Origin of the sequence: Amycolatopsis sp. NPDC004169 (assembly GCF_040610315.1) — a bacterium.
GTDB lineage: Bacteria > Actinomycetota > Actinomycetes > Mycobacteriales > Pseudonocardiaceae > Amycolatopsis.
Map to the genome: position 1 here is coordinate 46,093 of NZ_JBEXMD010000022.1, position 16,922 is coordinate 63,014.

At 73.2% G+C, this 16,922-nt stretch carries 20 protein-coding genes and 1 pseudogene; 11 read left to right on the top strand and 10 right to left on the bottom strand.

The window, feature by feature from the left end:
• Nucleotides 1-19 precede the first annotated feature (19 nt).
• Entirely contained in the window at nt 20-796 is a 777-nt protein-coding gene (locus tag ABZX11_RS27240; RefSeq protein ID WP_354917947.1) for an NAD(P)H-dependent oxidoreductase, read from the bottom strand.
• A 71-nt stretch (nt 797-867) separates the two neighbouring features.
• On the opposite strand from ABZX11_RS27240, the gene ABZX11_RS27245 reads away from it, so the two are divergent.
• Together ABZX11_RS27245 and ABZX11_RS27250 are read left to right on the top strand one after the other, a co-directional pair.
• The gene (locus tag ABZX11_RS27245; protein ID WP_354917950.1) at nt 868-1,866 is read left to right on the top strand and encodes a helix-turn-helix domain-containing protein; all 999 of its coding nucleotides are present in this window, start codon (nt 868-870) and stop codon (nt 1,864-1,866) included.
• A 22-nt stretch (nt 1,867-1,888) separates the two neighbouring features.
• Nucleotides 1,889-2,773 carry a transglutaminase-like domain-containing protein gene (locus ABZX11_RS27250; RefSeq protein WP_354917953.1) on the top strand — a complete coding sequence of 295 codons (885 nt, stop codon included), beginning with the start codon at nt 1,889-1,891 and terminating at the stop codon, nt 2,771-2,773.
• Here ABZX11_RS27250 and ABZX11_RS27255 read toward each other — a convergent pair.
• On the bottom strand, nt 2,730-3,632 hold the full coding sequence (locus ABZX11_RS27255; protein ID WP_354917956.1) for a LysR family transcriptional regulator: 903 nt from the start codon (nt 3,630-3,632) through the stop codon (nt 2,730-2,732). The two genes, ABZX11_RS27250 and ABZX11_RS27255, sit on opposite strands and share 44 nt — an antisense overlap.
• A gap of 97 nt (nt 3,633-3,729) precedes the next feature.
• Between ABZX11_RS27255 and ABZX11_RS27260 the strand changes: the two genes are divergently transcribed.
• Nucleotides 3,730-4,113 (top strand): nuclear transport factor 2 family protein, encoded by a 384-nt coding sequence (locus tag ABZX11_RS27260; RefSeq protein WP_354917959.1) that lies wholly within the window; start codon nt 3,730-3,732, stop codon nt 4,111-4,113.
• Between the two features lie 79 nt (nt 4,114-4,192).
• Here ABZX11_RS27260 and ABZX11_RS27265 read toward each other — a convergent pair.
• The 4 genes and pseudogenes from ABZX11_RS27265 to ABZX11_RS27280 all read right to left on the bottom strand — a co-directional run.
• A pseudogene (locus tag ABZX11_RS27265) lies at nt 4,193-4,559 on the bottom strand (leucine zipper domain-containing protein); the annotation flags it as partial.
• A gap of 198 nt (nt 4,560-4,757) precedes the next feature.
• Entirely contained in the window at nt 4,758-5,399 is a 642-nt protein-coding gene (locus ABZX11_RS27270; protein WP_354917962.1) for a helix-turn-helix domain-containing protein, read from the bottom strand.
• 15 nt (nt 5,400-5,414) lie between these two features.
• Nucleotides 5,415-6,233: a class I SAM-dependent methyltransferase gene (locus ABZX11_RS27275; RefSeq protein ID WP_354917965.1), complete on the bottom strand. Its 819-nt coding sequence runs from the start codon at nt 6,231-6,233 to the stop codon at nt 5,415-5,417.
• An 84-nt stretch (nt 6,234-6,317) separates the two neighbouring features.
• Nucleotides 6,318-7,187, bottom strand: coding sequence for a sigma-70 family RNA polymerase sigma factor (locus ABZX11_RS27280; RefSeq protein WP_354917968.1), 870 nt, complete (start codon nt 7,185-7,187; stop codon nt 6,318-6,320).
• A gap of 65 nt (nt 7,188-7,252) precedes the next feature.
• On the opposite strand from ABZX11_RS27280, the gene ABZX11_RS27285 reads away from it, so the two are divergent.
• Nucleotides 7,253-8,290 carry an alkene reductase gene (locus ABZX11_RS27285; RefSeq protein ID WP_354917971.1) on the top strand — a complete coding sequence of 346 codons (1,038 nt, stop codon included), beginning with the start codon at nt 7,253-7,255 and terminating at the stop codon, nt 8,288-8,290.
• Here the strand turns inward: ABZX11_RS27285 and ABZX11_RS27290 are convergent.
• Complete coding sequence (locus ABZX11_RS27290; protein ID WP_176173056.1) at nt 8,279-8,614, bottom strand: VOC family protein; 336 nt, start codon at nt 8,612-8,614, stop codon at nt 8,279-8,281. The two genes, ABZX11_RS27285 and ABZX11_RS27290, sit on opposite strands and share 12 nt — an antisense overlap.
• Nucleotides 8,615-8,624: 10 nt before the next feature.
• A complete protein-coding gene (locus tag ABZX11_RS27295; protein WP_176173055.1) occupies nt 8,625-8,951 on the bottom strand; it encodes a DUF6223 family protein in 327 nt (108 codons plus the stop codon).
• 193 nt (nt 8,952-9,144) lie between these two features.
• On the opposite strand from ABZX11_RS27295, the gene ABZX11_RS27300 reads away from it, so the two are divergent.
• Together ABZX11_RS27300 and ABZX11_RS27305 are read left to right on the top strand one after the other, a co-directional pair.
• Entirely contained in the window at nt 9,145-10,245 is a 1,101-nt protein-coding gene (locus tag ABZX11_RS27300) for a histidine kinase (RefSeq protein WP_354917975.1), read from the top strand.
• Nucleotides 10,242-10,892: a response regulator transcription factor gene (locus ABZX11_RS27305; protein WP_354917978.1), complete on the top strand. Its 651-nt coding sequence runs from the start codon at nt 10,242-10,244 to the stop codon at nt 10,890-10,892. The genes ABZX11_RS27300 and ABZX11_RS27305 overlap by 4 nt, the downstream gene beginning before the upstream one ends.
• A 7-nt stretch (nt 10,893-10,899) precedes the next feature.
• On the opposite strand, the gene ABZX11_RS27310 is transcribed toward ABZX11_RS27305, so the two are convergent.
• Nucleotides 10,900-11,481, bottom strand: coding sequence for a TetR/AcrR family transcriptional regulator (locus ABZX11_RS27310; RefSeq protein ID WP_354917981.1), 582 nt, complete (start codon nt 11,479-11,481; stop codon nt 10,900-10,902).
• A gap of 78 nt (nt 11,482-11,559) precedes the next feature.
• On the opposite strand from ABZX11_RS27310, the gene ABZX11_RS27315 reads away from it, so the two are divergent.
• Nucleotides 11,560-12,786 carry a YbfB/YjiJ family MFS transporter gene (locus ABZX11_RS27315; RefSeq protein WP_354917984.1) on the top strand — a complete coding sequence of 409 codons (1,227 nt, stop codon included), beginning with the start codon at nt 11,560-11,562 and terminating at the stop codon, nt 12,784-12,786.
• The gene (locus ABZX11_RS27320; RefSeq protein ID WP_354918176.1) at nt 12,692-13,360 is read left to right on the top strand and encodes an alpha/beta hydrolase; all 669 of its coding nucleotides are present in this window, start codon (nt 12,692-12,694) and stop codon (nt 13,358-13,360) included. Before ABZX11_RS27315 ends, ABZX11_RS27320 begins: the two co-directional genes overlap by 95 nt.
• Here ABZX11_RS27320 and ABZX11_RS27325 read toward each other — a convergent pair.
• Nucleotides 13,333-14,358: a C40 family peptidase gene (locus ABZX11_RS27325; protein WP_176173050.1), complete on the bottom strand. Its 1,026-nt coding sequence runs from the start codon at nt 14,356-14,358 to the stop codon at nt 13,333-13,335. The genes ABZX11_RS27320 and ABZX11_RS27325 overlap by 28 nt on opposite strands.
• A 132-nt stretch (nt 14,359-14,490) precedes the next feature.
• Here ABZX11_RS27325 and ABZX11_RS27330 point away from each other — a divergent pair, with 132 nt between their 5' ends.
• The 3 genes from ABZX11_RS27330 (at nt 14,491) to ABZX11_RS27340 (ending at nt 16,895) form a co-directional block, all read left to right on the top strand.
• On the top strand, nt 14,491-15,291 hold the full coding sequence (locus ABZX11_RS27330; protein ID WP_354917987.1) for a biotin--[acetyl-CoA-carboxylase] ligase: 801 nt from the start codon (nt 14,491-14,493) through the stop codon (nt 15,289-15,291).
• 84 nt (nt 15,292-15,375) lie between these two features.
• The gene (locus ABZX11_RS27335; protein WP_354917990.1) at nt 15,376-15,966 is read left to right on the top strand and encodes a PH domain-containing protein; all 591 of its coding nucleotides are present in this window, start codon (nt 15,376-15,378) and stop codon (nt 15,964-15,966) included.
• The gene (locus ABZX11_RS27340) at nt 15,966-16,895 is read left to right on the top strand and encodes a hydroxymethylglutaryl-CoA lyase (protein ID WP_176173047.1); all 930 of its coding nucleotides are present in this window, start codon (nt 15,966-15,968) and stop codon (nt 16,893-16,895) included. The genes ABZX11_RS27335 and ABZX11_RS27340 overlap by 1 nt, the downstream gene beginning before the upstream one ends.
• The last annotated feature ends 27 nt before the right edge of the window (nt 16,896-16,922 follow it).

Genomic DNA, 16,922 nt, shown 5'->3' on the forward strand with positions numbered 1-16,922 from the left:
GCGCCGGGCGGGCGCGGCCTCACTCTGGCCACGCGAGGTGAGCACCCAGGCCCGTGACCCCCGGCGCGCGGTCGGGGCGCAGGACGAGGTCCTCGTCGTAGTCGCCGCCGTTCTGCGTGCGGAACGGGATGGGCTCGGCGGTTTCCAGCGTCCGCAGCCGCTCGCGAAGTCGTTCTCGCGCGGCGGCGAACTCGGCGTCCGGCACGCGATCCGCCCCGTGGACCGCGACCGGGGGCAGCACCGACATCCCGGCGTAGAAGAGCGTTCCGTGCTGGAGCGGGAAGAGGACCTCGTCCAGTGCGCCGTTCACCCCGCGCGGCCCCATGGCCGGCTCGCGGGCACCCGCGGTGAGCACCACGACCGCGCGCTTGCCCGCGAGCCGGCCTTCGCCGTAGCGCAGCGTTCGGCCGTCCTCAGCGCGGACCCCGTACCCGAAGCCCTTCACGAAAACGCGGTCGAACCAGCCCTTCAGGATGGCCGGCAGGCCGTACCACCACAGCGGGAACTGCACGACGACCGTGTCCGCCCAGAGCAGTTTTTCCTGCTCGGCCACGATGTCCGCGCTCAGCTCGCCGTGCGCGTGCGCCCGCGCCGACGTCGCCCCGACGACCAGCCGCCCGTCCCCGGCTTCGGCTCCGAAGTCGGCGGCGTCGACCACCGGGTTCCACTTCATGGCGTACAGGTCCGATTCCCGGACGTCGTGACCGAGCGCCCGCAGCGTCCGGAGCCCGTCGTCACGGAGGGCCCCGCTCAGCGAACGCGGCTCGGGATGCGCGAAAACCCACAACTCGTTCATATCCCGATGATCACGCGGCCACCCGGCCCGATTCGAGTGGCCCGATGGCCAGCATGTGCAAGAATCGAGCCATGGCCGAATTCGTGCACCCGAACCGTCACCACGTCGCCGTCCTGGTCCGCCACGGCATGCTGGTGATCGAGCTGGGCATCGTCCACCGCCTGTTCGGCCAGGCCCGCTCGGCGGCCGGCGAGCCGCTGTACGAGGTGGTGACCTGCACCCTCGAACCCGGCCCGGTCCGCACGGACACGGACGTCACCATCCCGGTCGAGCGCGGCCCCGAGGTGCTCGCCGAGGCCGACACGGTGATCGTCCCGGCGTCCCGGGTCGAGTACGAGCCGTTGGCCCGGGTGCTGACCCCGCCGCTCAAGGCCGCCCTGGAGCGCATCCGGCCGGACGCCCGCATCGCGTCCATCTGCACCGGGGCGTTCGTACTCGCTGCGGCCGGTCTGCTCGACGGCCGCCGCGCTACCACCCACTGGCGCTCGGCCCAGGACCTGCAGGACCGGTTCCCCGAGGTCGAGGTCGACCCGTGCGTGCTCTACACCGACGACGGCGACGTCCTGACCTCGGCGGGCGTCGCGGCCGGCATCGACCTGGTGCTGCACATGATCCGCCGCGACCACGGCGCGGCGGTGGCCAACGAGGTCGCCCGCGGCACGGTGGTGTCCCCGCACCGCGAAGGCGGCCAGGCCCAGTTCGTCCGCCGGCCGGTCCCGGAGCCCCGCACGTCCTCGACCAAGGAGGCCCGGGCCTGGGCCCTGGAGAACCTGCACCGGCCGCTGACCCTGCGCGAGCTCGCCGCCCGCGAGGCGATGAGCACGCGCACGTTCACCCGCCGCTTCCGCGAGGAGGTCGGCATCTCGGCCCTGCAGTGGCTGACGCAGCAACGGGTCGAGCGCGCCCGCCAGCTCCTCGAGGAGTCGGACCTCCCGGTCGACCGCGTCGCCACGGAAGCCGGTTTCGGCACGGCGGCCTCGCTGCGCCAGCACTTCCAGGCGGCGCTCGGGGTGTCACCGAGCGCGTACCGCTCGACGTTCCGCGGCGAACTGGCTGTTCAATCTGCCTGAAATCCGGATAGCTTCACAGGCTATGGACGACTTCTACGTCAGCCACAGCCGTTTCTCCGATCCGGGCCCGCACGCGGACTGGCTCGACGCCACCCCGGCCGACGTGGCCGCGCTGCGCGAAGCGGCAACCCAGCTGGTGTTCCACTACTGGGGTTCCGGCCCCATCACCGAACACGGGTTCCCGGCGGCCCGCAACGACGAGATCACCCTGCGGTACGCCGCGGACATGTGGGCCCGCCTGCGCGAGCTCGACCCGGCACCGCCCGGCGCGCCGCGGCCGCCGCTGCACCGGATCGTCGGCTGCTGCCGCGACTTCACGCTCCTGTTCATCTCGATGGCGCGCCACCACGGTATTCCGGCCCGCGCCCGTGTCGGGGTCGCCAGCTACCTGATGCCCGGCTGGTACCTCGACCACGTCGTCGCCGAGGTCCGCACCGCCGACGGCTGGCGTCTGGTCGAAGCCCAGCTGCCACCCGGCTTCCGCGACCCGGTGGACGACGTCGAGTTCGACCTCCTCGACGTCCCCCGCGACCGCTTCCGCACCGGCGCCGAGGCGTGGACCGCGGTCCGCGCGGGCGAGCTCGACCCGGCCCTGCTGGTCGTCAACCCGGACCTCGACGTGCCGTTCCTGCGCGGGATCCCGTACGCGTGGCAGAACATCGTGCGCGACCTCGCCGCGCTCAACAAGCACGAGATGCTCCAGTGGGACATCTGGGGCGCGCTCGACGACACCGTGGAACTCGCCCCGGCCACCCTCGCCCGCGCCGACGAGCTCGCCGAGCTGATGACCGGCGCGGACGTCGACCAGCTGCGGACGGCGTTCCAGGCCGACGACGTCCGGGTGCCGCCGGTCATCCACACGGTCACCCCGCCGGAACAGCTCCCGGTCGAGGTAGTGCTTCGCTGACCTCGACGGCCGTGCGCACGAACCGCGCGATCCGCACGTCCCGCGCCCCGGCCGGCCACGCAACGGCCAGCGAGTACGGCGTCGCGTCGACGACCGGCCGGTAGACGACGTCGTCCCGCGACCGCAGCTCGGCAACCGACGCGGGCAGCAGCGCGATGGCCTGTCCGAGCGCGACGGTTTCCAGCAGCTGGGCGCTGTCGTGCACGATCGGCCCCGGCGTCACCGGCCCGCCGGTCACGTCCTGCCCGGACCAGTAGGCCCGGTCCGCGGCCGAGGACAGCGGCCAGCACGGCGTCGGCTGCCCGGCGAAGTCGGCACAGGTCAGCACGGCCCGGCCGGCGAGCTCGTGGTCCGACGGCAGCGCGGCCACCCGCGGTTCGCTGAACAGCACCTCGACGTCGAGCCCGTGGTGGGTGCCGCCCTGGCAGCCGAGCACGGCCACGTCGGCCCGCCCGTCCCGCAGCATCTCGGTCTGTTCGCCGAACCCGCTGACCCGCACGTCGACCGGATCCGGGTGCGCGTCGGCGATCCGCCGCAGCAGATCGGTGGCGACCCCCGGCTTCGCGGTGACGACGAGCGCCGGCGTCCGCTGCGCCGCCCGCCGCGTGCGCCGGACCGCCGCGGTGACGGCATCCAGCGCCTTCGCCGACTCGGCGAAGAGGACGGCCCCGGCCGGCGTCAGCGAGACGTGCCGGCTGGTGCGTTCGAACAGCTGCACCCCGAGCCGCCGCTCCAGCAGCCGGATCGCGCGGGACAACGGTGGCTGCGCCATCCCCAGCCGCTCGGCGGCACGGGAGAAGTTCAGCTCTTCGGCGACCGCGCGGAAGTACCGCAGCTCACGGACCTCGACATCGTCCATACCGGGAGAGTATCGCGGCAGAGTCCACAGGTCTTTCCCTTTCTGATTCGCGCATGGTGGGGTTGGTGTCGATAACTCCACAAAGGACGGACGACGCATGACGGATGCACAGCGCAACAAGGAAGTGGTCCTGGACTTCCTCCGGCTGGCCTTCACCGAGAAGCGCCCGGCCGACGCCTTCGCCGAGCACGTCGGTGAAAGCTACATCCAGCACAACCCGCACGCCCCGGCGAGCGCGGCGGCCTCGGCTCGCTACCTGGCCGGGTTCGTGGCCCGGTTCCCGGAGCTCAGCCTGGACGTGCGCCGGGTGATCGCCGAGGACGACCTCGTCTGCACGCACAGCCTCCTCCGCCTGACGCCCGGTTCGCGTGGCAGCGCGATCGCGGACGTGATGCGGGTGCGCGACGGCCGGATCGTCGAGCACTGGGACGTGGTGCAGGAGGTTCCGGAGTCGACGGCGAGCGGCAACCCGATGATCTAGGTGTGATGTCCAGGGAGGTTGGTCGGGCGGGTGATGGGCGGTTTGCCGCCGGTGCCGGTAGGGCCGGGTCCGTTTCGGGTTCGTAGCGGCGCAAGGGTTCGCCGGTGACCCGGTCGAGGCGGGTGAGCCGGTTGATCCGGCACCGCACCAGCACCGCATGCACGGTCGAGGCGGGCGGGCCGAGTCGGCCGGCGATCTGGACGGGACCCAGCCGCTGCCGCCACCGCAACCGCGCATCAGCCCGCACCAGCTGCCCGGGTGTGCGGGTCGGGTTGTGGTGGGGCCGGCCGCGCCCTCGACCCGGTAGCGCTGCGCCCACTTTGCGGCGGTCTTGGTTGCGACCATGACCATTCTCGCTGCTGGGGAGTGCGGCCAGCCCTGTTCGACGATCAGGCGACCAGTCGTAGCCGGGTGCGTGGGGTCAGCGTGGCGTTGGGGTAGGGCACGAAGGCCTCCGGTTGGTGAAACGGTTCCTAGGCAGCTCCACTTCTCAACCGGACGCCTTCACCTGTCTGCACGACGGGCCGTCACGAGGCACCTCAACTCGGGACAACGTCCCTGAACATCACATCCAGGCGGGGCGCCCCGCCCGGTCGCGACCCGCGGCCCGGGCGGCCGGTGTCCCGGCTCCCGGGACACCGCCGTCAGGTCCCGGTGGCCGGCGGTTCCGGGTCGGCCGGGGCGATGCCGTGCAGTGCGGCGCTCACCACCGCGTCCACCGGGGGTGGGTCGAGGGGCGCGGTGTGCGGGAAGACCGCCGTCAGCACCGAGGCGTGGCAGTAGCCGACCAGCATGGCGGCCGTGGCGTCCACTTCGGACTCGACGCGCAGGCGACCCAGCGCTCGTTCCGCCTCGAGGTACGCCACCAGCCTGTCGCGCCAGTAGCCGGACCGCTCGCTGATCTCCGCGAACCGCTCCAGCACCCTCGGCTGTGCGACCAGGCCGCTGAAGGCCGGCACCAGCACCTTGTGCAGCGCCAGGCCGAACTCCAGGTGGCGGCGGAGGTTCCCGGTCAGGGTGCCTTCGCCGGCCACCGGCAGCTCGCCCAGCTCCGCCTCCGTCGCGCGCACGTGCTCCAGCAAGGCCCGGGCCACCAGCTCCTCCTTGTCGGAGAAGTGGTTGTAGAGCACGCCGTCGGCGACGCCCGCCATGCGCGCGATCTCGCGCACGGTCATCCCGGTCGTCCCGTGGGTGGCGATCATCTTCCGCGCGGTCTCGAGCAGCAGGTCGTGCAGTGACTGCCCGTCCCGCTGGGCGGCGGCTTTCCTCGGTGACATCACCGCCATCGTACGGGCGCCGCGCTACGGCCTCCTTCCCGTGACCAGCCACGCCGTGCCGCGCAGCCGGACGGCGTCGGGACCCGCGAACCGCTCGAGCGCCATGGCGAGTGCCTCGGTCGCCTTGGCCGCCCGCGCGCTGTCGACCAGGCCCAGGTGGTGGCGGACCGGCCCCCACTCCGCGATGAACCGCGCCGCGTCGGGGACGTCCCGGCCCCAGACCTGGTCGGCCTCGACGCGGGTGCACACCACGTCCTCGAAGCCGGCTTCGGCCAGCACCGCCCGGGTCCGGTCCGGGTCCGCGAACGACGTCGGCCCGCTGCCGTCCGGCCCGGTCGGCTGCGGCAGGTAGGCCGCCATCGCGCCGAACACCCGGCCGAGGTCGGTCCCGGAAAGGGCGGTCATGCACAGGAACGCGAGCCGCCCGCCGGGGGCCAGCGCCCGCCGGACGTTGTCGAACGCCGCCACCGGGTCGGCGAAGAACATCACGCCGAACCGGCTGAGCGCCAGGTCGAACCCGCCATCGGCGAACGGGTGGACCTGGACGTCACCCTGCTCGAACGCCACGTTCGGCACCGAGGCCGCTCGCTCCCGCGCGGTCGCGAGCATCGGCTCGGACAGGTCGACGCCGATCGCCGACCGGGCGCGAGCCGCGGCGAGCCGGGTGAGCTGGCCGTTGCCGCACCCGATGTCGAGCACGCGGTCACCCGCACCCACCCGATCGAGCAGATAGCCGTTAAAGCCGCCGTTCACGGCGTCGTAGCGATCCGCGTGCGCCGCCCAGTGCGCACCCTCGTAGCCGTTCCAGGCCTCGGCCTGTGCGGTGTTGACGATCTCGGTCATTCCCAGCCCTCTCGTTGTGAACACTCGTTCATGAACACGTGTTCATCGTGTCCTTGTCGCCGAGAGCTGTCAAGGTCGCATCGATCACTTGTTCGAGTGATTGATGCTGAAGAGCGTGACGTGCAGCGCGGCCAGGCGGGCGGGCTCGGCGATCACCTCGTACGCCGCCACCCGCTCGCCCTCGACCGTCACGGCCAGCGCGAGCACGAGCCGTCCGCGCGGCGCCACGACGACGCCGACCCTGCCGTCGACCAGCGCCGCTTCGGCGAACCGGGCCCGCTTGCCGAACACCTGGGTCCCCTCGGCCACCGCGCGGGCGCCGCGCACCTCGAGCGGCGCGCCCACCGGCAGCGCGGCCGCGTCGGCGCGGCGGACGACGTCCGGGGCCAGCACGTCGAGCAGTTCGGCGAGGTCGCCGCCGCGGGCCGCGGCCAGGAACGCGTCGACCACCCGGCGGTGCCGGGCCAGGTCGGCCGGCGGCACCGGCGAAGTACCGCGGACCCGCTGCCGCGCCCGGCTGGCCAGCTTCTTCGCCGCCACCGGCGTGCGGTCCAGCACCGGGGCGATCCGGTCGAACGGCACCGCGAACAGGTCGTGCAGCACGAACGCGATCCGCTCGGCCGGGCCGAGCGCGTCGAGCACGACGAGCAGCGCGCGGCCCACCGAGTCGGCGAGCGCGGCCTCCTCCGCCGGATCGGCCGCGGCGACCGGCTCCGGGAACACCTCGAACGGCTCCTCGCGACGGGTTTTCCGCGCACGCAGGACGTCGAGGCAGACGCGCGAGACGACCGTCGTCAGCCAGGCCGCCAGGTTGTCCACCGACTCCACCCGGTTCAGCCGCAGCCAGGCTTCCTGCACGGCGTCGTCCGCCTCGGCCGCCGAGCCGAGCAGCCGGTACGCGAGCCCGCGCAACCGGCCGCGTTCCGCTTCGAACTCCGCCGCCAGGTCGTCCATCGGTCACCTTTCGCTCGCCGCCACCGTCGCCTCCTCGACGCATCCCCGCGACCGGAGGTGACCGGATGAGCTTGCTGACCCCTGCCGACCTGGACGGCTGGCACCTGCCGAACCGGGTCGTCGTGGCCCCGACGACCCGGGCGCGCGTGCCCGGCGGAGTGCCCGGCGACCTGCAGGCCGCCTACTACGCGCAGCGCGCGGGCGCCGGGCTCGTCGTCGCCGAAGGCACCTGGGTGAGCGAGCAAGCTGTCGGCTTCTCGGACGTTCCCGGGTTGTACACCGAAGCCCAGGTCGACGGCTGGCGGCAGGTCACGGACGTGGTGCACGCGCTCGGCGGCCGGATCGTGGCGCAGCTGTGGCACACCGGCGCGGTTTCGCACCCGCACTTCCTCGGCGCCCGGCCGGCGGGGCCGTCGGCGGTGAACCCGGACGAGCCGGTGTACCCGCCCTCCGGGCGGTGCCGCACGGGCACCCCGCGCGAGCTCGGGCCTGCCGAAATCCGGGCGACGGTCGCGGACTACGGGAAGGCGGCGGAGAACGCCCGCCGCGCCGGCTTCGACGGCGTCGAGATCGCGGCCAACGGCGTGTACCTGCTCGCCCAGTTCCTGCACCCGCGGCTCAACCACCGCACCGACGCCTACGGCGGCTCGACGGCCAACCGGCGGCGGCTGCTCACCGAGGTCGTCGCCGCGGCCGCCGCCCACGGCCGTGTCGGCGTCCGGCTCAGCCCGTGGTGGACCGGCGGACTGTTCACTGTGGACGATGCACTCCGCGCCGAGTACGACGAACTCGTCGCCGGCCTCGCCGCGGACTACCTGCACCTGCGGGGGCCCGACAGCGGACCGGACTTCGCGGCTTTCGCTCGCTATCGGGATTTGTTCGACGGCCTCCTCATCGTGAACAACGGTTTCGACCGCGAGACGGGTGACGCGGTGATCGAAGCGGGCATCGCGGATGCCGTGTCGTACGCGCGGCACTTCATCGCGAACCCGGACCTGGTGACGCGGTTCGCGCTCGGCCTGCCGACCGCGGAAGCCGACCCCGCGGCGTTCTACGGCGGCGGGGCGGCCGGTTACCTGGAGCCGGCGGTGCTAGTCCCGTGACCACACCGCCAGTTCGCTCCCGCCGGGCTCGCGGAAGTGGAACCGGCGGCCGCCCGGGAAGGCGAACGGCTCCTTGGTCACCACGCCGCCCGCGGCCTCCACCGACTCGCGGGCGGCGGCCAGGTCGTCCGTGCGGATCGTGACCAGCGGTGCGCGTGGCTGTTCGGCCGCATCCGCTTGGAAGCCCAGCGTGAGGCCGGCGGCCCGGACGTCGGTGTAGTCCGGGCCGTACGGTGTCACCGCCCAGCCGAACGCGCGCTCGAAGAACCGCCCGGACGCCTCGGCGGACGTGGACGGGAACTCGGCGAAGTCGATTTCGAACATGCCCGAGACGCTAGCGGCGACCACCGACAAAACCGCGTGAGCGCGCCACCGACAGCCCGCCGAGGACGAGCGCGACCGTGCCGATCACGAGGTCCACGTAACCGCCGACGATCCCGTAGCCGGTGCCCGGCCCGCCCTTCGCGGCCGCCACCACCCAGCCGCCGATGACGATCGAGGCGAGGCCGCCCGCCAGTGCCACGACGGCTCCGCGGCCGCGGGCCAGTGCCAGCCCACCCGCGACGATCCCCGCCACGCCGAGGACGACGGCGATCAAGGACCAGAGCCGTCCGGGCGTCAGGTCGTAGGAGCTGACGGCGGCGACAACGTGGACGTTCATGAGGTGCTCCTCCAGGATCCGGATCGGACGCCGCGAGCATCGCCGCCGGACCCCGTGCCCGTCGTCGTGCGCGAGGAGGCACTTCGTGCTGCCGCGAGCGCCGCAGGAAGCGGGGGACTACCGCAGGCGCAGTAGCCAGGAACTGCTCTTCACGCGGGATTTCGCCGCGCCCCGCCCCGGTTAGGGTTCAGGGGTGAGCCGTGCGCAGGTCGTCGACGGGGTGGTCGCCGCCGGGGTGGCGGTGGCGCTGGTGGTCGCCGGGCTGTCCGGTCCGCACCGGAGCCCGGACCTCGACGTGCTCGGGTACGCGGCGCTGGCGGCCGGCGGGCTGGCACTCGCCGCGCGCCGCCGGGCGCCCGTCGCCGTGTTGGCCGCGACCGCCGTCTGCGCCCTCGCCTACCAGTTCGCCGGCTTCGAAGTGCCCGTCGTCGCCTACCTCTTCGCCGTGTACGCCGCCGTCCGGGCGGGACACCGGGTCGCCGCGATCGTCGCTTCGGTGCTGATGCTGATCGCGGTTCCGCTGGCCCTCCTGGCTTCCGGCGTGTCCGGCACCGGCGCGGCGTTCACGCAGTCGCGGGACGTCCTCCAGCTGGCGTGGCTGATCGCGGCCGGCGCGGCGGGGGAGGCGTTGCGCCAGGCCGAGCGCCGGGCCGACGAAGCCGAGCGCACCCGCGAAGAAACCGCGCGGCGGCGAGCGGACGAGGAACGGCTGCACATCGCGCGGGAGCTGCACGATTCCCTTACCCACCAGATCTCCGTCATCAAGGTGCAGGCGGAAGTCGCCGTCCACCTGGCCCGCAAGCGCGGCGAAGACGTGCCGGAAGCGCTGCTGGCGATCCGCGAAGCCGGCCGCGAGGCGACCCGGGAGCTGCGCGCGACCCTGGAGGCGTTGCGCGACGACGACAGGGACCCGCCGCGCGGGCTCGACGACGTCCCCGAGCTCGTGCGCCGCGCCCGGACCACCGGCCTCGACGCGCAGCTGACCGTCGAAGGCGAGCAGGACGCCGTGCCTGCCGCCGTCGGCCGGACCGCGTACCGGATCGTGCAGGAGTCACTGACGAACGTCGCCCGGCACGCCGCCGCGGCCACCGCGTCGGTCCGGATCGACCACCGGCCCGGCGCGCTGGTCGTCCGGGTGGACGACGACGGGACGTCCGCTGTGGACGGTGTCCCGGGCGTCGGCCTGACCGGGATGCGCGAGCGCGTCACGGCGCTGGGCGGCCGGTTCCAGGCCGGGCCCCGTCGCGAAGGCGGGTTCAGCGTGCAGGCCGAGCTCCCGGTGGACCCCGCGTGATCCGCGTCCTGCTGGCCGACGACCAGCCGCTCATCCGCAGCGGGTTCCGCGCGCTCCTCGACGTCGAAGCCGACATCGAGGTGGTGGCCGAGGCGGGTGACGGCGGCGAGGCGGTGCGGCTCGCCCTCGAACACCGGCCGGACATCGCGCTGCTCGACGTCCAGATGCCGGGCGTCGACGGCATCGAGGCGACCCGGCGCATCGCCGCGGAGCCGGCGCTGACCGCGGTGCACGTCGTCATCCTGACCAACTACGGCTTCGACGAGTACGTCTTCGAGGCCCTGCGCGCGGGCGCGGCCGGGTTCCTCGTCAAGGACGTCCAGCCGGAGGACTTCCTGCACGCGGTGCGCGTCGCGGCGCGGGGGGACGCGTTGCTGGCGCCGTCGATCACGCGCAAGCTGATCGACCGGTACGTGACCCAGCCGCTGGTGCCCGGCGCGGGGCTGGCGGAGCTGACGAACCGGGAGCGCGAGGCCGTCACGCTCGTCGCGCGGGGGCTGTCGAACGAGGAGATCGCCGAACGGATGGTGATCAGCCCGCTCACCGCGAAGACGCACGTCAACCGGGCCATGGTGAAGCTGCGGGCGCGCGATCGCGCGCAGCTGGTGGTGTTCGCCTACGAGTCGGGGCTGGTGGTGCCGCGGTGAACGACCGTCAGGGACGGGCCGCGGCGAGCAGGGTCAGCGCGGCCTCTCGCGCGTGTTCCCCCGCGTGGGCGGGGTCGTGGTGGTCGGCCACGACGGTGGCGCCCTCGACGAGGATCAGCAGCTGCCGGGCGAGCCGGGCCGGGTCGGCGGCGCCGGCTTCCTCGGCGATCGCGGTGAACAGCTCGACGTAACGGCCGAGGTGGCGCGCGGTGATGCTCCGGACCGCGTCGGTGTGGTGCTGGGCGGCGGCGTTGAGCAGGGCGCAGCCGCGGAAGGCCGGTTCGCCGTACCAGCCCTGGAGGGCGTCGAACAGGGCGGTGATCCGGCCGGCGGGATCGCCGGCCTGCGCGGCGGCGTCGGTCAGCCAGCGGATGACCCGGTCGCTGCGGGCTTCGAGCACCGCCTGGACGAGCCCGTCCTTGCTGCCGAAGTGCCGGTAGAGCGTTTCTTTGGACACGCCGAGGCGGCTGCAGAGTTCGGCCACGCCGACGCCGTCGAGCCCGCGCTCGTACAGGAGGTCGGTGGCTGCCTGCACGATCGCGGCGCGGGTGCGCCCGGGGTCGATGGTCGAGCCTTTGGAAACCGGCACGACACGATGGTACCGAACGGTTCGATCCGTGTGCTAGCGTCCGGATCGAACTGATCGGTTCGATCTACGGGGGAACGGATGACGGCGGCGCGGCTGGCGTTGGGGACCGCGTCCGCGCTGGGACTCGCGCGGTTCGCCTACGGGCTGCTCGTGCCGCCCATGCGGGACGACCTGCGGTGGACGTTGACCGAAGCGGGAGTGGTCGGCGCCGCGAACGGGCTGGGTTACCTGGCCGGAGCGGCCGCGACCGCGGCCGTGGTGCGCCGCTGGGGTGCGGCCGCGGCCTTCCGCGGCGGCATGGTCGTCACGGCCTTGGCGCTGGCCGGCACGGCCGCCGGTGACGTCTTCCCGGTGCTGCTGGCGGTTCGGGCGCTGGCCGGGGCGAGCGGGGCGGTGGTGTTCATCGCGGGCGGGGTGATCGCGGCCCGGATGGACGGCGGCGCGCCCCTCACGGTGTACTTCGCGGGCACGGGACTGGGGATCGTCTTCAGCGGGGTGACCGTCCCGGCACTGGCCGGCCACTGGCAGGCGGCGTGGGCCGGCCTGGGTGCCGCCGCGGCGGTGGCGACCCTGATCTCCTGGCGGGCCGCCGGAACCGGCGACGAGCGGACGGCACCCGCGGCCGGCCGGGCCCGGATCCGTCCACTGTGGCGGGTTGCCGTGGCGTACTTCCTCTTCGCGACCGGCTACATCACCTACATCACGTTCCTGTCGGTGTACCTGGCCGACCGGCACGCCCCGGTCGGCCAGGTGGTGCTGACCTGGACGGTGCTGGGCGCCGCGGTCGTGGCGGCCCCGGCCGTGTGGAGCGGTCCGATCACGCGCCGGCCCGGTACCCGCGTACTGGCCGTCGTGCTCGGCGTGCTGGCCGGCGGCGCGGCGGTGGCGCTGCTGTCGCCGGCGGTGCTGATCGCCTCCGTCGTCGCCTACGGCGTGACCTTCATGGCGGTCCCCGCGGCCGTCACCGCGCACATCCGGGCGGCCGTGGCGCCCGCGGACTGGACCGCGACCCTGTCCGCGTTCACCGCCCTCTTCGCCATCGGGCAGACCATGGGCCCGTGGCTCGCCGGCGTCCTCGCCGACCACACCTCGGCCGCCGCGCCGTTGGCCTGGACCGCCGTCCTGTGTGGAGCGGCGGCCCTGGTGACCCTGACCCGCAACGACAACCCCAAGGAGCACGACCATGACCACCTTCGTCCTCGTCCCCGGGATGTGCCACGGCGGCTGGTGTTTCGCCGAACTGACCGGGCAGCTCCGGGAGCGCGGGCACCTCGTCCACCCGGTGACGCCGACCGGGGTCGGTGAGCGCAGCCACCTCCTGCCCGGCGGGGTCAACCTCGACACGCACATCGAGGACGTGACCGCGCTGTTGACGGCCGAGGACGTCCACGACGCCGTGCTGGTCGGGCACAGCTACGGCGGCATGGTGATCACCGGGGCCGCCGACCGCCTGCCGGAGCGGGTGGACAGCCTGGTCTACCTCGACGCCGTGGTGCCCGCGGACGGTGACTCCTGCTGGGCGCTGGTCTCCGACGCGGAACGGCGGTGGTACCTCGACGTCGTCGACACCGGCTACGCCGTGCGACCGCTGCCGTTCTTCGATCCCCGTGCCACCCCGCACCCGCTCGCTTCCCTGCTCCAGCCGCTGCGCCTGTCCGGGGACACCGGCCGGTTCCGGCGCCGGGACTACGTCTACGCCGCCGGGTGGGACGGCGCATCGCCGTTCACCCCCGTCTACGAGCGCCTGCGCGCGGATCCCGCGTGGACCACCCACGCCCTCGACGGCGGGCACAACCTCATGCGGGACGCGCCCGGCGAGCTGCTGGAGATCCTGCTCGACGTCGCCGGAGATCAGGCCGGGCGGCCCGCGCCCGCGTAGTCGTCGCCCTTCGAGTGGTACGTGTGGATCTGGATGGCCTGGCCCTCGGTCGGCGCGTTGATCATCAGGCCGTTGCCGAGGTAGAGGCCGACGTGGTGGATGCGGGTCGCCGGGTTGCCGTAGAACACCAGGTCGCCCAGGCGCGGTTCCTGCGTGGCCGGCACCGGCGGGAGCGCGCGGAACTGGCTGTCCGCCGTTCGCGGCAGGGCCACGCCCGCGCTGTCGTAGGACGCCTTCGTCAGGCCGGAGCAGTCGAAGCCCGCCGCGCCCGCGTCGGGGCCGTTGCCGCCCCAGACGTAGGGGAGGCCCAGCTGGCCCAGCGCGAACCGGGTCGCGTGGACACGCGGGGAGCTCGCCGACGCCGGGTCGAGGGACAGCGTCGCGTACAGCTGCGCCATGCCGAGGACGCGCTGGCGGAACAGTTCGGTGTCACTGCCCGGGTGGTAGGCCGCGATCGCCTTCCACCAGCCGGGGCCTGCCCCGAGGTCGGTGCCGCCGGCGCAGAGGGCGCGCCCGGCCGCGGCCGCGTCGGAACCGTACTTCTTGACCTGCGCCGGCGAGAGGCCCAGCGGGGTGCCCTCACCCCGGCCGTGGTTCGACGCCGCCGAGCCGACGCCCGCCAGGGTGACCCAGGAGAGGTGGCACGACGGGTCTTCGTTCCGCAGCGTCAGCTCGCCGTTCGCGTAGCCGACCAGCGCGTCCGCGGGGATGTCGAGTGGCCCGGCCAGCTGCTCGGCCCACTGCCGAAGGGGGCTCTTGCCGCCCTGGCCGGACGCGCCCTGGCCCGGCTCCTGCGCCTTCACCGGTGCGCTCACTTCGAGGACCGACGGGCCCGGCACCGCGTCGCGCACCACCGGCGGGGGAGCCGGGGCGGCCGCGGGTTCCGGCGAGCGGTCGGCCAGCAGCCAGCCCGCCGTGACGAGCCCGGCGACGAGCGGCAGCGCCACCAGGCCGCGCAACGCCGCGCCGCGGGCCCACGAAGTCTGCTTCGTCGTCACGGGTTCCAACTTAGAAGAGCACACCTCTTACTGAACGAGCGAGTAGCTTGCACGTTAGGGGGACTCTCATATTGTGGGCACATGATTCAGCCAGCGGAGCGAAGCGACTCGATTGAGGGTGGGGGCGGGGGCATGGATGGAGAGATCGACGCTGGACGGCTGACCGCCGCGCTCCAGGATCGTTACGCGAAGATCGACGTCGTCGAGCGCACTGGCTCCACCAACGCCGACCTGCGGAAAGCTCTAGAAGACGGCGCCGCGGACCGGACGGTACTGCTCGCCGAGGAGCAGACCGCCGGGGTCGGCCGGCGGGCTCGGTCGTGGAGCTCGCCGAAGGGCGCCGGGCTGTACCTGAGCGTCGCGCTTCGGCCGGGTGTCCCCTTCGCGGTGCTGGGCTCACTGTCCGTCGTCGCCGGGCTGGCCGTCCGGGCCGCCGCCGCGTCCGTCGGGGTGGACGCCGTGCTCAAGTGGCCGAACGACGTCCTCGTCGACGGCGCCAAGTGCGCCGGCATCCTCGCCGAGGCCGTCGCCGGGACCGACCCGTCCATCGTGCTCGGCATCGGCCTCAACGTCCTGCCGCTGGGTGACGTCCAGCCGGGCCCGGGCGGGCTGCCGGCGACTTCGCTGGCCGAGCGGGGCGCCACGAACACCGACCGCACCGACGTCGCCATCGCGCTGCTCAGCGGCTTCGACGAGCTCGAGAAGCGCTGGCGGCTGGCCGGCGGCGACCTCACCGAAGCCGGCCTGCTCGGCGACTACCGCGCCCACTGCGCGACCCTCGGCCAGGACGTCGAGGTGCAGCTGCCGGACGGGACGGCGCTCACCGGCCGCGCGGCCGACATCGACGCCGCCGGCCAGCTGCAGGTCGACGTGGCGGGCGGGCAGCGCCACACCGTCTTCGCGGGTGACGTGGTCCACGTCCGTCCGGCCTGATTTGTCGGGGCGTTGCCCCCACCGCCGCACGCGTCGCCGGTACGGTGAGACGACACCGCCGCACCGACCTTGGGAGCGTCCGCCGTGGCTTATCCGGACGATTTGCTCAGCGAGCAAGAGCACGTCGTGGTGCACAGTCACCCGCACTTCAAGATGCTGATCTTCCCGACGCTCGCGCTGCTGGTCACCGTGGGTGCGGGCACGTGGCTGGCGATCCTGGCGAAGGACGCGTCCTCGCCGTGGAACTCGGTCGGGCTGATCGCCATCGGGGTCGTGGCGCTCGTGCTGATCGTGTGGCTGTTCCTGGCGCCGCTCGTGCGCTGGCGGACCACCCACTTCATCGTGACGACCGACCGGCTGATCGCCCGCGAGGGCGTCCTCAAGCGCACCGGCATCGACATCCCGATGGGCCGGATCAACAGCGTCCAGTTCGAGCACGGCCTGCTCGACCGGGTCTTCGGCTGCGGCACGCTGATCATCGAGTCGGCGTCGGACGAGCCGCTGCGCTTCGAGGACATCCCGCACGTCGAGAAGGTGCACACGGTCATCTACCGCGAGGTCAACGACAACCCGTACGACGACTACCGGCCGGGCTACCAGCAGCAGCCGCAGCAGACCACGCCGCTGCCGCCACAGGGCGGCGGGCACCCGCCGCGTGGCGAGAGACGCCGCTGATGGGCACGCGCGCACTGGGCCTGCCCGAGCGGGTCCCCTCGGCGGGTGAACTGCCGGAGCGGGTCACCATCTGGGAGGTCGGCCCGCGTGACGGGCTGCAGAACGAGAAGGCGATCGTCCCGGTCGAGGTCAAGCTGGAGTTCCTCGACCGGCTCGCCGGCGCCGGGCTCACCACGCTGGAGGCGACCAGCTTCGTGCACCCCAAGTGGGTGCCGCAGCTGGCCGACGCCGAGCAGCTGCTGGCCCGGCTCGACCGCCGTGACGGCGTCCGGTACCCGGTGCTGGTGCCGAACGAGAAGGGCCTGAACCGGGCCCTCGAAGCCGGTGTCGAGCACATCGCGATCTTCGCCAGTGCGACGGAGACGTTCGCGCGCAAGAACCTCAACTCGTCGCTCGACGAACAGTTCGCGATGTTCGAGCCGGTCGTCACGCGGGCCAGGGAAGCGGGCCTGGACGTCCGCGGGTACCTCTCGATGTGCTTCGGCGACCCGTGGGAAGGCGTCGTGCCGGCGAAGCAGGTCGCCGCGGCCGGCCGTCGGCTGCTGGACATGGGGTGCTCGCAGCTTTCGCTGGGCGACACCATCGGCGTCGCGACGGCCGGGCAGGTCGAAAACCTCATCGGGTTGTTCGGCGACGTCGGAACTCTGGCCGTGCACTTCCACGACACCTACGGCCAGGCGCTCGCCAACACGCTGGCGGCGCTCCGATGTGGAGTGTCGACTGTGGACTCGTCGGCGGGTGGGCTCGGCGGCTGCCCGTACGCCGAGTCGGCCACCGGCAACCTCGCGACCGAGGACCTGGTGTGGCTGCTGGACGGCCTCGGGGTGGCCACCGGCGTCGACCTGGACGCGCTGGTGGCGGCCAGTGTGTGGATGGCGGGACAGCTCGGCCGCCCGAGCCCGTCCCGGGTGGTCGCCGCACTGGGCTGAGACATCCGGGGCTCCGCCACCCGGAGC

What these genes read in the sequence shown, in the direction of transcription:
- ABZX11_RS27240 (WP_354917947.1), bottom strand. Translation starts at nt 796, where the DNA reads ATGAACGAGTTGTGGGTTTTCGCGCATCCCGAGCCGCGTTCGCTGAGC.
- ABZX11_RS27245 (WP_354917950.1), top strand. Translation starts at nt 868, where the DNA reads ATGGCCGAATTCGTGCACCCGAACCGTCACCACGTCGCCGTCCTGGTC.
- ABZX11_RS27250 (WP_354917953.1), top strand. Translation starts at nt 1,889, where the DNA reads ATGGACGACTTCTACGTCAGCCACAGCCGTTTCTCCGATCCGGGCCCG.
- ABZX11_RS27255 (WP_354917956.1), bottom strand. Translation starts at nt 3,632, where the DNA reads ATGGACGATGTCGAGGTCCGTGAGCTGCGGTACTTCCGCGCGGTCGCC.
- ABZX11_RS27260 (WP_354917959.1), top strand. Translation starts at nt 3,730, where the DNA reads ATGACGGATGCACAGCGCAACAAGGAAGTGGTCCTGGACTTCCTCCGG.
- ABZX11_RS27270 (WP_354917962.1), bottom strand. Translation starts at nt 5,399, where the DNA reads ATGGCGGTGATGTCACCGAGGAAAGCCGCCGCCCAGCGGGACGGGCAG.
- ABZX11_RS27275 (WP_354917965.1), bottom strand. Translation starts at nt 6,233, where the DNA reads ATGACCGAGATCGTCAACACCGCACAGGCCGAGGCCTGGAACGGCTAC.
- ABZX11_RS27280 (WP_354917968.1), bottom strand. Translation starts at nt 7,187, where the DNA reads ATGGACGACCTGGCGGCGGAGTTCGAAGCGGAACGCGGCCGGTTGCGC.
- ABZX11_RS27285 (WP_354917971.1), top strand. Translation starts at nt 7,253, where the DNA reads ATGAGCTTGCTGACCCCTGCCGACCTGGACGGCTGGCACCTGCCGAAC.
- ABZX11_RS27290 (WP_176173056.1), bottom strand. Translation starts at nt 8,614, where the DNA reads ATGTTCGAAATCGACTTCGCCGAGTTCCCGTCCACGTCCGCCGAGGCG.
- ABZX11_RS27295 (WP_176173055.1), bottom strand. Translation starts at nt 8,951, where the DNA reads ATGAACGTCCACGTTGTCGCCGCCGTCAGCTCCTACGACCTGACGCCC.
- ABZX11_RS27315 (WP_354917984.1), top strand. Translation starts at nt 11,560, where the DNA reads ATGACGGCGGCGCGGCTGGCGTTGGGGACCGCGTCCGCGCTGGGACTC.
- ABZX11_RS27320 (WP_354918176.1), top strand. Translation starts at nt 12,692, where the DNA reads ATGTGCCACGGCGGCTGGTGTTTCGCCGAACTGACCGGGCAGCTCCGG.
- ABZX11_RS27330 (WP_354917987.1), top strand. Translation starts at nt 14,491, where the DNA reads ATGGATGGAGAGATCGACGCTGGACGGCTGACCGCCGCGCTCCAGGAT.
- ABZX11_RS27340 (WP_176173047.1), top strand. Translation starts at nt 15,966, where the DNA reads ATGGGCACGCGCGCACTGGGCCTGCCCGAGCGGGTCCCCTCGGCGGGT.